General features: G+C 70.7%; 14 protein-coding genes and 1 tRNA gene. 11 read left to right on the forward strand and 4 right to left on the reverse strand.

Going from position 1 to position 14,822, the window contains the following annotated elements; all coding sequences use genetic code 11:
• The first annotated feature begins 37 nt into the window (after positions 1-37).
• The 4 genes from QF046_RS01110 to rsfS are packed head-to-tail and all read left to right on the forward strand — an operon-like array spanning position 38 to position 2,366.
• Positions 38-250, forward strand: coding sequence for a hypothetical protein (locus QF046_RS01110; RefSeq protein WP_307365341.1), 213 nt, complete (start codon positions 38-40; stop codon positions 248-250).
• 6 nt (positions 251-256) lie between these two features.
• Positions 257-859, forward strand: coding sequence for a nicotinate-nucleotide adenylyltransferase (gene nadD / locus QF046_RS01115; protein WP_307365343.1), 603 nt, complete (start codon positions 257-259; stop codon positions 857-859).
• Positions 856-1,989 (forward strand): hypothetical protein, encoded by a 1,134-nt coding sequence (locus QF046_RS01120; RefSeq protein ID WP_307365345.1) that lies wholly within the window; start codon positions 856-858, stop codon positions 1,987-1,989. The genes nadD and QF046_RS01120 overlap by 4 nt, the downstream gene beginning before the upstream one ends.
• The gene (gene rsfS, locus QF046_RS01125; protein WP_307365347.1) at positions 1,989-2,366 is read left to right on the forward strand and encodes a ribosome silencing factor; all 378 of its coding nucleotides are present in this window, start codon (positions 1,989-1,991) and stop codon (positions 2,364-2,366) included. Before QF046_RS01120 ends, rsfS begins: the two co-directional genes overlap by 1 nt.
• Here the strand turns inward: rsfS and QF046_RS01130 are convergent.
• On the reverse strand, positions 2,341-2,697 hold the full coding sequence (locus QF046_RS01130; RefSeq protein WP_307365349.1) for a hypothetical protein: 357 nt from the start codon (positions 2,695-2,697) through the stop codon (positions 2,341-2,343). The two genes, rsfS and QF046_RS01130, sit on opposite strands and share 26 nt — an antisense overlap.
• Before the next feature lie 198 nt (positions 2,698-2,895).
• On the opposite strand from QF046_RS01130, the gene QF046_RS01135 reads away from it, so the two are divergent.
• Positions 2,896-2,971, forward strand: a tRNA-Ala gene (locus QF046_RS01135).
• Positions 2,972-2,985: 14 nt separating this feature from the next.
• Here the strand turns inward: QF046_RS01135 and QF046_RS01140 are convergent.
• Entirely contained in the window at positions 2,986-3,606 is a 621-nt protein-coding gene (locus tag QF046_RS01140; protein ID WP_307365351.1) for a GyrI-like domain-containing protein, read from the reverse strand.
• A 95-nt stretch (positions 3,607-3,701) separates the two neighbouring features.
• On the opposite strand from QF046_RS01140, the gene QF046_RS01145 reads away from it, so the two are divergent.
• The 4 genes from QF046_RS01145 to QF046_RS01160 are packed head-to-tail and all read left to right on the forward strand — an operon-like array spanning position 3,702 to position 10,362.
• A complete protein-coding gene (locus QF046_RS01145; RefSeq protein ID WP_307365353.1) occupies positions 3,702-6,062 on the forward strand; it encodes an FtsX-like permease family protein in 2,361 nt (786 codons plus the stop codon).
• Positions 6,059-8,743: an FtsX-like permease family protein gene (locus tag QF046_RS01150; RefSeq protein WP_307365355.1), complete on the forward strand. Its 2,685-nt coding sequence runs from the start codon at positions 6,059-6,061 to the stop codon at positions 8,741-8,743. The genes QF046_RS01145 and QF046_RS01150 overlap by 4 nt, the downstream gene beginning before the upstream one ends.
• Before the next feature lie 24 nt (positions 8,744-8,767).
• Positions 8,768-9,685 carry an ABC transporter ATP-binding protein gene (locus QF046_RS01155; RefSeq protein ID WP_307365357.1) on the forward strand — a complete coding sequence of 306 codons (918 nt, stop codon included), beginning with the start codon at positions 8,768-8,770 and terminating at the stop codon, positions 9,683-9,685.
• The gene (locus tag QF046_RS01160; RefSeq protein ID WP_307365358.1) at positions 9,682-10,362 is read left to right on the forward strand and encodes an ABC transporter ATP-binding protein; all 681 of its coding nucleotides are present in this window, start codon (positions 9,682-9,684) and stop codon (positions 10,360-10,362) included. The genes QF046_RS01155 and QF046_RS01160 overlap by 4 nt, the downstream gene beginning before the upstream one ends.
• A 23-nt stretch (positions 10,363-10,385) precedes the next feature.
• Here the strand turns inward: QF046_RS01160 and QF046_RS01165 are convergent, their stop codons facing one another.
• Positions 10,386-11,531 carry a calcium:proton antiporter gene (locus tag QF046_RS01165; RefSeq protein ID WP_307365361.1) on the reverse strand — a complete coding sequence of 382 codons (1,146 nt, stop codon included), beginning with the start codon at positions 11,529-11,531 and terminating at the stop codon, positions 10,386-10,388.
• 119 nt (positions 11,532-11,650) lie between these two features.
• On the opposite strand from QF046_RS01165, the gene QF046_RS01170 reads away from it, so the two are divergent.
• Both QF046_RS01170 and QF046_RS01175 read left to right on the forward strand, forming a co-directional pair.
• On the forward strand, positions 11,651-12,739 hold the full coding sequence (locus QF046_RS01170) for an NAD(P)-binding domain-containing protein (RefSeq protein WP_307365364.1): 1,089 nt from the start codon (positions 11,651-11,653) through the stop codon (positions 12,737-12,739).
• 10 nt (positions 12,740-12,749) lie between these two features.
• Positions 12,750-13,928: a glycoside hydrolase family 3 N-terminal domain-containing protein gene (locus QF046_RS01175; RefSeq protein WP_307365366.1), complete on the forward strand. Its 1,179-nt coding sequence runs from the start codon at positions 12,750-12,752 to the stop codon at positions 13,926-13,928.
• Positions 13,929-13,931: 3 nt separating this feature from the next.
• On the opposite strand, the gene QF046_RS01180 is transcribed toward QF046_RS01175, so the two are convergent.
• Entirely contained in the window at positions 13,932-14,783 is an 852-nt protein-coding gene (locus QF046_RS01180; RefSeq protein ID WP_307365367.1) for a 3-methyladenine DNA glycosylase, read from the reverse strand.
• Positions 14,784-14,822: the final 39 nt, after the last annotated feature.

The following is a 14,822-nucleotide window of genomic DNA, read 5'->3' on the forward strand; positions in this document are numbered from 1 at the left end:
TGAGGCGTTTGCTTGACCGCTCAGAAACGGAGCCAGAATGAACCTCGTCGCTCAGATCGCGATGGCCGCAGCGGAAGCCGAGCACCACGGCAACGTGGCGGCCGAGACGCTGATCTTCGGACTCCTCGCCGCCGGCGCCTTCGCGCTGCTGGCACTGGTGACGCTGTCGTACCGCAACGTCGCCAACCGCCACTCGGCGAAGGCCGAGGCATACGCCGAGAAGCACGGCAGGGACGGCCACGGCCACTAGGCGCGCATGCAGGATTCCACCTCTCGGGCACCGCGCATCGGCGTGATGGGTGGCACGTTCGACCCCATCCACCACGGTCACCTGGTCGCCGCCAGTGAGGTGGCGCATTCCTTCGATCTCGATGAGGTCGTCTTCGTGCCCACGGGCGAACCGTGGCAGAAGGAGAACGTGTCGCCCGGTGAGCACCGATATCTGATGACGGTCATCGCCACCGCCTCGAACCCCGGCTTCACCGTCAGCCGCGTCGACATCGACCGCGACGGGCCGACGTACACGATCGACACGCTCCGTGATCTGAAGAAGGAGCGTCCCGACGCGGACCTGTTCTTCATCACCGGTGCGGATGCCGTTGCGCAGATTGTCAGCTGGAGGGACCATGATGAACTCTGGGAACTCGCCCATTTCGTCGCCGTCTCCCGACCCGGCCACGTACTGAGCACTGACGGACTGCCCTCGGACAAGGTGAGTCAGCTCGAGGTTCCCGCATTGACGATCTCATCCACCGCTTGTCGGGAGCGGGTCGCGGACGGACAACCGGTCTGGTATCTGGTGCCGGACGGGGTCGTCCAGTACATCGCAAAGCATCATCTGTATCGGAGCAAGGCATGACAACATCGGATCAGGACGGACAGCATCAGCTCACGCGCAAGCAGCTGCGTGAGATCCGCCTGACCGGTTCGACACCGGTCATCACGGAAGCGGAGGCCGCTGCTGCGTCGCAGCCGGCGGCCGTGCTTCCGCGCGCCGCCGAGCCTGTGGAGATCGCTCCCGTTCTCGACATCGAGGCGAAGGAAGCGGATGCCCCGCTGACCCGTCGTCAGATGCGCGCCCTGGAACATGCCCATCCCGTCGCCGACGACAACGACGAGGCCGTCGAGCCCGAGGTCGTGGAGTCCGAGGCTGTCGAGTCAGAGGATCCGGCCGAGGAGCAGCAGCTTCCCGGGGAGCTCGTCTCCGGCGTTCCCGCGTTCGAGCAGGTGCCGGCGACGGCAGAGGTGCCGCGCTTCGATGCCTCAGACGCCGCTGATGACGAGGCCGATGGGGAAGGTTCCGACCCGGAATCCGAGACCGACGTTGCAGCAGAGCCCGAGGTCGAGCCCGGATCCTCCGATCGCGATCAGGTCGCGGCGATCTTCGACGCACCCGTGGAAGACGACGCCCAGTCCGTCGACCCCGCGGCGGCCGAGATCGAATCGGGGGAGTCGGACGACGAGGCGGACGAGCTCGAGGTCGTCACCGCGGAGCGCCCTGTGGTCGGTGCGGCGTTCGGCCTGGGGGTCAAGCCCGAGAAGCCCGTCGGCGCCCTGTTCGACGACCTGCTCGACGGCCGGTCCTCCTCCGGATCTCATCACTCCGCCTCCACCGCCCTGATCTTCACCCCCTCGGCAGGTGCCGGATCCCTCTCGGGGCCCATCGCATCGACCGGTGAGCTGCTGATCACCGGAACCTATTCGCTTCCCGACGGGATCGGCTCACAGGGTCACGCGCACGGCACGGCAGACGGCAGGGATGCCGACGCCGTGCTTCTGGACGGCGAGCTCGCGCCCGCTTCCTCTCCCACGCCGATCGCTGCCAGCTCTGCGATCAGCACATCCAAATCTGCCGGCGAGGTCATCCGACCGCCGGTGCCCGACAAGGGCAACAAACTCATGCTCACTCTGGCGATCGTCGCCGGCGGACTCGCGCTCGCGCTGGCCGCCACGCTGATCATCGCCGCCACCACTGGAGTCTTCGGTTGATGCAATCCCCTGAGAACGCTGTAGAGATGCTTCGGATCGCCGCTGACGCGGCCGATTCGAAGGGCGGCGAGGACCTCGTCGCTCTGAACGTCTCCGAACCGCTGCCGTTGGTCGACGTGTTCCTGCTCGTCACCGGAAACAGCGAGCGCAATGTCGCCGCCATCGCCGATGAGATCGAGGACAAGCTCTTCGAGGCCGGCCACAAGCGCGTGCGCCGTGAGGGCCGCGCCGAGGCCCGCTGGGTCCTGCTGGACTTCGGCGACCTCATCGTGCACGTCTTCCACGCCGAGGAGCGCGTCTACTACGGGCTCGAGCGGCTCTGGAAGGACTGCCCGGTCCTCCCGATCGAGCTCACGGAGCGGGTGGCGGGGGAGTAGCCCCGCTCGACTCGCCGTCGGGGCGACGGGTTCCGACTCCGGCTTCGTCGTTGGTCTCCGAGATGTCGGGGATGGCGGCCTCGTCCGCAGGGTCGACCTGGACCGTGTCGGCAGCGCCGCTGTCGGCGCCTGCGCCGCCGGCGGGGACGTCTTCGACATCCGCATCGTCATCGACTCCTGCGGCCAGCCGGTCGGCGGCCGCACTGTCGACGCGATCCGCGTCGATGTCGGGGTCGAGCACGCGCTCTCCGTCGACCTCGCGTGTCGCGGCCTCGACCTCGGGGTCGGCGTCGGGGTCCTGCGGCAGGAAGTTGGGTGTGGGGTTCGACATGGTCGGCTCCTCTCGTGGCGGATGCTGCGACGCTACGCGCGACGACGATCACCGTGGAGCGGGTTGACGGCAACGGCCGTGCACGCTAGCCGACGGGGATCGGAGTGCGACACTCCCGGCGTCCGGCTCCGATTGGCGATGGCTCGAACGTCCGTAGTATGCTTTACAGGTTGCCGCGACCCCGGTCGGGCAGCAGATGGGCCTGTGGCGCAGTTGGTAGCGCACCTGCATGGCATGCAGGGGGTCAGGGGTTCGAATCCCCTCAGGTCCACCATCGTCTCCGTCCGATCAGGACGCCGTAACAGGCTGCCGAAGGATCGTGCGCAGCTTCTCGGGAGCGGTCCTTCGGGCGTCGCTGAGATAGATCTCGTGGTGCCGTCCGGTCACGCGCAGATCGTTGTGCGGGATGAACGCGCCATGCATGCGCTCCAGGACCGGAGCCTCGTCGTCGTACGGTCCGATGTGCAGCGTCTGCACGCACCGCCCCTCGGACAGCGTCTCCACGCGGATGTCGTCGAGGCGAGCCGGTCGGCTCTTCGCGACGGCCCGGTCGACGGCTTCGCGGACGTGCGCGTCGTCGAGCCAGTCCGGAACCAGGAGCATCATCGTCCAGTCCCATTGCGACTTGTCACGCGCGACGGTGAAGCTGTCCATGTCCTCCGCCCACCACAGTCCCTCCAGCGGCGGGACCACGTAGTCGCGTCCCAGCTCCGTCTTGCTGAGGAACTTGAGCCTGTATGCGACGGGATATAGGGCGGCGAGCGCGTCCGAGTACGACGGCGAGGTGTTCGGGTCGCCATGCCCGTCGATCATCAGGTACTGAAGATCCGGAACGTCGACGACACGGAAATCGTCCCGCGGCGCCCGGTAGCAGTCGAGGGACCTCTTGAAGTCGACCTTCGCGGTCATCCTGCACCCGCCATGCTCTGCGACACCGTTGCCTCCACCGCGCTCCGCGAGCCAGCGTAGTGCGAGACCGCGTCGTACTGCATGATGGAACGACGATGAGGTATGCAGCGAGGCGAGCCGGACGCCATGTCGGCAGGCTGTCGCTGATCGCACTCATCGTGGCCCTGGTCGTCGTCGGCATCGGCGGGATCGACGCGGTCGCCGAGCGGATGCTGGCCACGGGTGCGAACCGCATGCTGACCGACGCCGAGCCGCAGGCCCGTACGGCCCTGCTCTTCGCCGACGGCGCCGCTGACGTCGACGCGCAGGATGCCCGGATGCGCGCGGACATCGCGACCGCGTTCGCCGACGTCGACACGGTCGTCTCCCGCACGAGCACGATCGACCTCACCCTGGGAGTGGGGTCGAAGGCGCAGCCCACCGACGGTTTCTCGGCCATCCGGCTGCTCGACGACCCCCGCATCTCCGATCTCGCCGACCTCACCGGGGGCTCCTGGCCGCAGGAGCAGGGACAGATCGCCCTGCCGGATGCAGCGATGCAGCGACTGCATATCGGCATCGGCGACGACGTCCTGCTCGCCGACGGCACCGCCTCCACCCTCGTGGGAACCTGGACCGCGAAGGACACGGCCGACCCCGCCTGGCACGGCGATCCCGCTGTCGCCTCGGGTGAGGACGACGGCACAGTCGGCCCCGCCGTGGTCGTGACCGGTGCGCTGGCGGAGCGAGGGGATGCAGCCACGGCCATCTGGGAGATCCGTCCGGTCGACCTGCGGATCGCCGACATCCCGCTGCTGCAGCAGGCGATGACGACGCTGCGCGGGCTTCCGCTGCAGATCGACCCGCACAATCAGCACGGCACCCGCGTCCTCGGGACGCTGGAAGACACCCTGCATCGTCAGACCGCGGCCATCACCGCCACACGCGGTCTGCTGGTCGCTCCGCTGCTGGTCATCGCTCTGCTGGGCGCCCTCGTGCTCGGCGTCGTCCTGAGCACGCTGTCGGCTGCCCGTGGTGAGGAGATCGCCCTGCTGCGCGCTCGGGGAGCATCCGTGCGGCGCCTCACGAGGACGGCCATGGCGGAGACCGCGCTGCTGGCCGCAGCGGGCGCAGTGGTCGCACTCCTGCTTCTCGCGATCTTCGTCGGCGTCAGCGCGCTCGCACTCGTGACCGCCGCGGCGGCCGTGGTGTTCTCGATCCTCGTCGCGGCGGTGTCCACGCTCCGCAGCGCGGGCGGTGCGGATGCCGTGCGCCCAGGTGCGCAGCGCAGCGACGCCTCGCGTTCGCTCACGATGCTGCTCGTTCCGGCCGGGATCGCCGTCGGACTGGCGGCGCTGTCCGGCTGGCAGCTGTTCAGCACCGGTTCCGTCCTCCGGGCGGATGGTTCACCCGAACCGCTCGCATCCGTCGCGCCCGCGCTGCTGCTGATCGCGGCCTGCGCCCTCGCCCCGGTGGCGGCCGCACCCCTGGCCGCGCTGGCCGAGCGGCTGCTGCGTCGCACCAGGGGGATCGCGCCGATCCTGCCGGTGCGGCAGATCGCCCGGCGGATGTCCGGAACAGCGATCGCGATCGTGTGCCTCGCCCTCGCCGCCGCCTCCGTCGCGTTCGCGGTGACGGCTCCGGTGTCCGCGGATGCTGCCGAGCAGCGCACCCGTGACGCCGTCCTCGGTGCGGATGTGCGGATGATCTCCGATGGCGCACTGGATGTGACGGCTGACGTCGCCTCGACCTGGGCCGGGGTGACACGGGCCTCCGAGGTGCTGCGCGCACCGCTCACCGTGGGTTCGGAGAAGGCCGTCTTCCTCGCCGGAGTGCCGGGCGTGCCCGACGCCGCCCGCACTGCTCAGCCGGTCGCCGGGGACAGCATCCCCGCGACGGTCACGCGCAGCCTGGCGGACCGTCTCGGCGCGAAGGTGGGGACGGTGTTCACCGCACAGATCCGCTTCGTCCTCCACCCGGTGGACATCCGGGTCTCGACGATCGTCGACACGCTGCCCGGCGTGGGCGACGGATGGGCCGTCGCCGCGGGGGCCGAGGAGCTGAGCATCGTCGAGGTGCAGCTCACGGCCAACGAGCTCTGGCTCGACAGTCGCGATCCCGCCGCCACGGCGAGCCGGCTGCGCGCGCAGGTGACGCACCCCGTGCGCATCCTGACCGCACCGCAGGTGAGCGCCGCACCGGTGACCTCCGTCGCACCCGCCGTTCTGACCGCCGGCGCCCTCTTGGCCGCGGTGCTGGGCGCCATCGGGTTCCTCGCCGCGTCGACGACGGCATCCGCGGCGCGCCGCGACGAGCGGCGGGTGCTGCTCGCGCTCGGACTGCGCGACTCGCGTGAGCGCGCTCTGCGCATGGGCGAGACGGTGGCCGTCGGCGTGTATGCCGTGCTGGCCGGCGCCGCACTGGGCGCCATCGTGGCGTCGAGCGTGCTGCCCATCGTCCTGGGGGCGGGCGCATGAGCGGTCTGACACGGTTGTTCCGCGGTCCGGCCACGACTCCGGGGCTCTCCCTGCTGCTGGTCGTGGTGATCGCGGCGCTGTCCTACCTCGGAGTCGCCGCCCCGCAGCTCCTGTCGATCGGACGCACCGCGACGATCCACCGCGCCGTGGATGCGCTGTCCGACGCGTCCAGCTGGCCGGCCGTGACGGCGCCGGGCCTGCCCGTCTCCGGTGCGACGTCGGATGCCGATGCGGGCGTCTGGGGTGGAGTCCTCGCCGCGCTGGAGCAGAAACGGCAGGAGCAACCCGAGCCGCTGCGCAGCCTGCTGGGCACGCCACGGATCGCGATGACACTCGGCCCGGCGGCCTCGATCGACGAGGATCCCCACCGCGTCACTGCCGTGCCGCTGAACAAGGTCGGACTCGTCTCCGATCCAGGCCTGCTGCACCGGTCCGAACTGCTGCAGGGCAGCCTCCCGCGCCTGACCGAGCCGTCTGCCGGCATCGAGATCGCGCTCACCCAGAACGTCGCCGATCAGCTGAGCTGGCCGTTGGGATCCGAGCGCCGCTGGGGCGGAGCCCGGCTCACCCTGACGGGCATCCTCGCGCCGACGGACGTCGACCGCGGCGACTGGAGCTTCGTCCCCGGATCGACGTCACCCGTGATCGAGGTCGACGGCAGCGGCAACCGCATCCTCGTCGCGGCGGCCTTCATGCACGCGGACGAGGCCGCGAAGCTCGCCGACCACGTCGCCGACTTCAAGGTGACGTCCTGGATGCCGATCGACACCCGAGGCATCGATGACGACACGGGGGAGAGGACCGCCGAGCAGCTGCGGCTGCTGGCGGCCGATCCCGTCATCATCCCGATGCGCGACTCCCCGTTCTTCCCCAGCGGACTGCAGTACCGCTCCCTGCTCTCGCAGTCGATCGACGAGGGGATCGGACGCGCGGATGCCATGACGCCGGTCGTCACCGTCGCCGCGGTCGGCCCGATCGTCGTCGCGCTGGTCGTTCTCGCCCTGCTGAGCCGTCTGATCGCCGTCCGCAGGGTGGAGGCCACCCGCGTGCTCCGGGCGCGCGGAGCATCCGCCCCCCGCCTCGTCGCCCTGCTGGGAGGGGAAGGTGCCGTTCTGGGCGTGCTCGGCGCCGCGATCGGCGCGGGAGCGGCCGCGGCTGTGACGGGCTGGGCCGGTGCGTGGGCGCTGGTGATCCCCGCGGTGCTGGCCGCCGTCCCCGCAGCCTCCCTGCCCTGGGGTGCGCTGACCGAGGCCGAGCGCAGCGGACGTGCGGATCTGGGAGAGAAGACCGGCGGGGCGGGTGGCCGCCGGATGCTGCTCGAGGTCCTGACCCTGGTCGTGACGGCCGTGCTCGTCGTGATCGTGCTGACGCGCGGCGGTGGCGGCGGTGCCGACCCCCTGCTGCTGGCGCTGCTCGTACTGATCGGCATCTCCGGCAGCATCCTGACCCTGCGCCTGCTGCCTGTGCTGCTGCGGATCGCGGAACGACGTGGAGGGCGGCGGGCCTCCCTCGCGTCGCTGCTCGGGCCGGCGCGCGCCCGTCGCGACACGGTCGTGCGCACGGCGCCGGTTCTCGGGCTCGTGATCGGGCTGGGAGTGGCCGTCTTCGCCGTCGGATTTTCCGCCACCGTCATCGACGGCATCGACCGCGCCGCCGCCGTCGGGGTCGGCGCCGACCTGCGCGTGGACTCCCCGTACATCCGGGCCGCGGCGGCCGAACAGGCCGGCTCGATCGACGGGGTGACCGCCACAGCCGGTCGCGGCGGCGGCTCGACGATGTCGATCTCCGCGGGATCGAGAACCGCACAGGTGCGGGTCTACACGGTCGACCGGGACGCGTTCGTCGCCGTCCAACGCGGTGTGCCGGGCGCGATCCCGCTGCCGGTCGGCCTCTCCGGGCCCGCGGACGCGGCGGTGCCCGTGGTGGTCTCCCAGACGGTGCTCGACCTGCTGGGGACTCAGGATTCCGACGACCCGCAGATCACGCTCGCCAGACAGCCGGTCCACATCGTCGGGAGTGCGCCGTCGCAGATCCCCTTCGGCACGGCCGAGCAGTGGCTGATCGTCGACGACGCCAACGCGGAAGCACTCGGTGTGCGGGACATCACGCTGCAGCAGCTGTACTTCGCGCTCTCGCCCGATGCCGACCCGACGGCCGTGGGCAAGGCCGCCGCAGACGCGCTCGGCGGGGACGTCACCGTCCAGATACCCGCACAGGTCGCCGCCACCCGCGCCGCGGACCCATCGTTCGAGGTCGTGCGGGACACCCTGCTCGCGGCGAGCGGCCTCGTGGCGGTTCTGCTGGCACTGGGAGTCCTCGCGACCCTGCTGCTCGGTGCTCCCTCCCGGTCGCGCATGCTGGCGATCCTGCGGACACTGGGCCACGCGCCGCGCGGCGCGGGCGGACTGGTGGCGTGGGAGATCGCACCGGCGCTGCTGCTGTCGCTGCCGTTCGGAACAGGCGTCGGCATCGCCATGGCCGAGCTGGTGATCCCGCAGCTGGACCTGCGGGCCTTCGTCGGCGGAGCGGTGCAGCCGCCTGTGGTCCTGGGTGGTGTGTGGCTGCTGATCGCGGTCGCGGCATTCGCACTCATCGCCGCGGTCGCGATCCTCGTCGCCGTGCTGCTGGCTTCGCGTCTCGGAATGGCGAGTGCGATCCGTGCGGATGAGCGGGGAACATGATGCTCTCAGGAGAGGATGGCTGACATGGCGGACGGAGCGATCGTGTGCGAGGGGCTCGTGCGCATCTTCACCGCGCAGGGTGTGGAGGTGCAGGCGCTGCAGGGGCTGGAGCTGCGGGTGGCCACGGGCGAGATGGTCGCGGTCGTGGGCGCATCCGGCTCGGGCAAGAGCACGCTGCTGGGCATCCTCGCCGGGCTCGACCGGCCCAGCGCCGGATCCGCACGGGTGGCCGGACATGACCTGGTGACCATGAGGGGTGCGGAGCGACTGAGATACCGTCGCAGCAGCGTGGGGTTCGTGTGGCAGCAGTCCTCCCGCAACCTGCTGCCGTACCTGTCGGCCAGGGAGAACATCGCCATGGTGCACGATGTCGCCGGCGTCGTGCCGCGCTCCGAACGCGCCGCAGCCGGCGACGACCTGCTGGAGCTGCTGGATGCCGCCGACGTGACCGATCGGCGCCCGGCGGAGATGTCCGGCGGCGAGCGCCAGCGTGTGGCGATCGCGGTCGCCCTCGCCAATCGGCCCCGGGTGCTGCTGGCGGACGAGCCGACCGGGGAACTCGACGATCAGACCAGCGCGGAGGTGCTCGCGGCGATGGAGACCGTGAACCGCGAGCGCGGGGTGACGACACTCATCGTCACGCACGACACCGGCGTCACCGAGCACGTCGAGCGGACCGTGCGCATCCGCGACGGCCGCACCGCCACCGAGACGCTGCGCAGAACGGACACCGACGATGCGGGGCGTTCGGTGCGCACCGCCCAGGAGTACGCCGTGCTCGATCGCGCGGGGCGGATGCAGCTGCCCGCGGACTTCGTCTCGGCGCTGGAGCTGCGCGAGCGGGTGCGCCTCAGTCTCGAGCCGGATCATGTGCGCGTCGCGCCCGGGCACGATCAGCAGATCCCGCCCGATGCCGGCGAGTCGACCGAGGGAGCGTCATGACCGCCGTGCTGCGTGCCGAATCCCTGTCCCGGGTGTTCCGCAGTGCGGGTGGTGATGTCGTCGCGGTGCGCGATGCGGACCTCGCCGTCGAGTCAGGTGAACTGGTGGCCGTCGCGGGACGCTCGGGTGCGGGCAAGACCACCCTGCTCACGATGCTGGGCGGTCTGGACGCGCCCACCGAGGGCAGGGTCCTCGTCGACGGTGCGGACCTCGCGGCGCCCTCGACCGACGTCGACGCGCTGCGCGGGTCGCGGATCGCATCGATCTTCCAGACGGCCGGGCTGATCCCCGTGCTCTCGGCGGCCGAGAACGTGGAGGTGCCGCTGCGCATCCGTCGCGTCGATCCTGCCGAGCGCGACCGCCGTGTCGCTCAGGCGCTGCGCGATGTCGGCCTCGAGGACCATGCACGGCAGCGTCCGGGGGAGCTGTCCGGTGGGCAGCAGCAGCGGGTGGGCATCGCGCGCGCACTGGTGATGGCGCCGGGGATCCTGCTCGCCGATGAGCCGACCGCGCAGCTCGACAGCGAGACGGGGGCGCAGATCATGGATCTCATCGCGCAGCTCGTGCATCACCGCGGTACGGCGGCTGTGGTGGCCACGCACGACGTGGCGATGCTCGCGCGCGCCGATCGCGTGCTCGAGATCCACGACGGCGTGCTGCGCGAACGCGTCGACTGAGCGCGACCTGTTCGACGGAGCCGTCAGGAGAAGACGCTCACCCCGTACAGCGCGAACACGAACAGGTGCACGGCCCCGTGCAGGGGCGTCAGACGGCGTGCGCTGAAGGTCGCCAGCGTCAGCAGCAGCGTCAGGCCGAGCAGCAGCAGATCCACCGGGGTCTCCGCGAGCAGCACGGGGCGGCCGGTGAGCAGGCCGATGGTCAGCACCGCGGGAATCGTCAGCCCCGCCGTCGACACCAGCGCGCCATGGCAGAGATTGCTCGCTCGCTGCATCTCGCCGAGCGCCGCCGCGCGGACGGTCGTGATCGCCTCGGGCAGGAAGACGATCAACGCGATCAGGATGCCCGAAAGCGCCACCGGCGCACCGGCACGCGCCAGAGCATCGTCGAGCAGCGTCGCCATGTCGTGCGAGAGCAGCACGATCGGCAGCACCATCGCGATCAGCAGCAGGGAGCGGGCGATCAGCTCGGTGCGATGCCGGCGCAGCACCGCGGTGAGCGACGGGGGAGTGATACCGACAGCGGATGCCGTGGGCCCGGCATCCGCGATCTCCTGGAAGTCCGCGCGCTGCGCGCCCATCTGCCGCACCAGGAAGAACACGTACAGTCCGACGGTCAGGACGATCATCATGATCGCCTGAGGTGCGGTGTAGGCGCCGTCCGCGCCGATCAGCGCGGGGAGCGCGAACGCGACGGACAGCAGCACGATCAGCATCCCCAGATACAGCGAGACGCCGGTGCGATTCGCCCGCAGACGCGGGTGACGCGACCCTCCCACCAGCAGGGCGACGCCGATCACGAGGTTCAGGATGATCATCGACACGGCCATCACCGAATCGCGGGCGATCGTGGCGTGCTCGCCGGGGCCGAGCATCACGGCCGCGATGAGGATCACCTCGATGGCCGCGATCGACAGGGTGAGCACGAGCGTGCCGTACGGGTCGCCGAGGCGGTGCGCGAGGTGCTCGGCCTCGATCACCACCCCGAAGGCGCTGATGACGATCACCGCGACGATGCCGCCGAGGACCAGCCACAGCAGCCAGGTCGGCAGCGGACCTGCCAGCAGCGGACGGACTGCCGCCAGGAGCAGGAAAGCGCCCCAGCCCAGGAGAAGGCGGATGACCGCGGTCGGGGTGAGGACGGATCGGAGGAGCTCGGAGGTGCGCACGGCTGATGCCGAATCTGCGGGGCCGTCCCTGCGTGTGATCTCTCCGTCGGGTCGTCCCGGCGGTCGCTTCGCCTCCAGCATACGGAACATCCGCGCGCCGTTGCGCGTTGTCGGTGGGTGTGAGCATCCTCGAGAGCGTCGTCATCGGAGCGGGTCAGGCCGGCCTCTCCGCGTCGTACCATCTGAAGCGCCTCGGCATCGAGCACGTGGTCCTGGACGCGAACCAGCACGCAGGCGGCGCCTGGCAGCACCGCTGGGACGCGCTCACGATGCTCGACGTCCACGGGGTCGCGGAGCTGCCGGACGGCGCTCCGCCGGCGCGTTCCACGCTGCGCGCCAATCAGGCGGTACCTGCGACCTTCGCCGAGTACGAGCGCGCCCATGACCTGCCCGTCCTCCGCCCGGTCTCGGTCTCACGGGTCTCGGACGAGGGCGGCTCTCTGGTCGTGCACGCGGATGCCGGGCGGTGGCGCACCCGCACACTGGTGAACGCCACCGGCACCTGGACCTCGCCGTTCCTGCCGCACTACCCGGGCATGGAGACCTTCCTCGGCGAGCAGCTGCACACGATCGACTACCCCGGTCCTGAGCACTTCCGCGGCAAGCGCGTGCTCGTCGTCGGTGGCGGAGCATCCGCCGTGCAGTTCCTCGGCGCGCTCGCACCGATCACCGACACGCTCTGGGCGACCCGCCGACCGCCGGTGTGGCGCACCGACGACTTCACGCCCGAAGCGGGTGCTGCCGCGGTCGCACTGGTCGAGCAGCGCGTCGCGCAGGGTCTGCCGCCGGAGAGCGTCGTCAGCGTCACCGGACTCATGCTGCGCCCGCAGGAGCGCGAAGCGGAGCGACTCGGAGCCTACGCCGCGCGTCGACCGATGTTCGAGCGGATCGAGCCCGACGGCGTGCGCTGGTCCGACGGGGCTTTCGAGCCGGTCGACGTGATCCTCTGGGCCACCGGCTTCCGTCCGGCGATCGGGCACCTCGCTCCGCTGCACCTGCGCAGCCCGCACGGCGGCATCCAGCTCGACCGGAACGGCCGCGGAACCACCGTGGTCATCGATCCGCGCGTCCAGCTGGTCGGCTACGGTCCCTCGGCGAGCACGATCGGCGCCAACCGCGCCGGGCGCTCGGCTGCCAAGGGCGTGCAGCGCGTGCTCACGGCGATCGCCGAGCGGGCACCCAGCGAGACAGCGGGTGCGCTGGCGTAGCGTTGCAGGCATGCGCCGAGCACTTCTGGGGATCGTGGCGGCCGCGCTGGCGGTCGTGCTCGCCGGCTGCGCGCCGGCGAGCGGCCACGAGGCGTCGTCGTCGTCCCCGGCGCGCTCGAACCCGACGTCGACTCCCAGCCCCACACCCACGGTCGATCCCGTGATCGCCGCCGTCGAGCGCATGAGCGTCACCGAGCAGGCGGCCTCCGTCGTCATGGGGCATATCGACGGCACGGACCCGGCGGCGCTGCGCGCCTACATGGCATCCGGACCCGACGCGGCACTGCTGGGCGGCTTCATCCTGATGGGCGGGAACATCTCCGGCGATGCGGCACAGGTCAAGGCGGTCACCGACGCGCTCACCGCGGACGCGGCCCTGCCGCCACTGATCGCGATCGACCAGGAGGGCGGAACGGTGTCCCGACTGCCCTGGGATCGGATGCCGGGCGGGCGCGCACTGCAGGCCGACGACGCGGCGCACACCCAGGAGGTCTTCGCGCAGCGCGCGCAGCTGGTCGCCGACACGGGCGCAAACCTCAACTTCGGGATCATCGCGGATGTGCCCCGCGGCCCGTCGTCGTTCATCGCCTCGCGGGCGCTCGGCGTCGATGCGGAATCCGCGTCGATGCGGGTGACCGCGGCCGTGAAGGGCGAGCGGGGGATCGTGCTGTCCACGCTGAAGCATTTCCCCGGTCATGGGGCTGCGCCCGGAGACTCCCACCACCTGATCCCGACCACGACGGAGACGCTCGACCAGTGGCGCGCCGACGATGCCGGGCCGTTCATCGCGGGAGTCGATGCGGGTGCGGAGGCTCTCATGTTCGGACACCTCGCCTACACCGCCGTCGACGCCGCCCCCGCCTCACTGTCCGCGCGCTGGCACGCCATCGCCCGCGACGAGCTCGGGTTCGACGGCCTGATGATCACCGACGACCTGGGCATGCTGAGCTCCTCGGGCGTCGACGCCTACCGGAATCCGGTCGCCAACGCGGTCACGGCCATCGCGGCCGGCAACGACATGGTGCTCATGATCGCCGGCTCCACCGCGACCACCGCATCGGAGATGGCCACCGGGATCGCGCGGGCCGTCACCGACGGAACCCTTCCCGCGGCTCGGCTGAAGGACGCCGCCGAGCACGTGATGGCGCTGCGATTGCAGCTCGCCGCGCACACCACGACAGCGCCGTAGCGCTCAGCCCAGCCAGGCCTGCAGCAGCCGCTCGCGCAGTGCGGTCCCGCGCTCGGCGAACTCCCTCTGACGGCGCACGTACTCCGCCTTGCCCTCGGCCGTCTCGATGCGCACCGGCTGCACGCCCCAGTCCGAGAGATCGTAGGGTGCGGCCTCCATGTCGAGCAGACGGATGTCGCGGGCCAGTTCGAACGTGTCCAGCAGCAGCTCGCCGGGGACCATCGGCCCCAGCTTCACCGCCCACCGGTACAGATCCATGCCGGCGTGCAGACAGCCCGGCTGCTCCAGATCCGGTTGCGATTCGCGGGTCAGCGGCAGTCGGTTGCGCGGCACGGCGTCGTCGGTGAAGAAGCGGAAGGCGTCGAAGTGCGTGCAGCGCAGGTCATTCGACTCGACCACGGCATCCGTGCCGTCCTGGCCCAGTCGCAGCGGTGCCGGATGCCGATGCGCGTCCGCGCGGTACACCATGGCCCATTCGTGCAGCCCGAAGCATCCGAACTGTCCCGGACGCGACGCCGTTCGGCGCAGCATCCGCTCCACCAATCCGGCGAGCTGCGACTTCTCGGCCTGGAACCGCGCCGCGTCGGGAAAGACGGCGTCGCCCGAACCGGCGGGGGAGTACCACCGCCACTCGCTGCGCTCGGGCGCGTGCTCGAGGATCACCCCGGCTCCCGGATGCCAACGGCGCAGCAGAGCCGGCTTGTAGGCGTAGTACGTGAACAGGAAATCCCACACCGGATGCTTCTCGCCGCGCGCGGCGCGCTCGCGATGAGCCGCCGTCAGCGCATCCGCGCGTGCCTCATGCTGCTGCGCGCGCTCGACCCACTGGTCGCGGGGAAGAGGAGCGATGTGCACCAGACGAGGATACGCGGGTGGGAGACTCAGGGAGCTTTC

This window comes from Microbacterium sp. W4I4, from assembly GCF_030816235.1.
Lineage (GTDB): Bacteria > Actinomycetota > Actinomycetes > Actinomycetales > Microbacteriaceae > Microbacterium.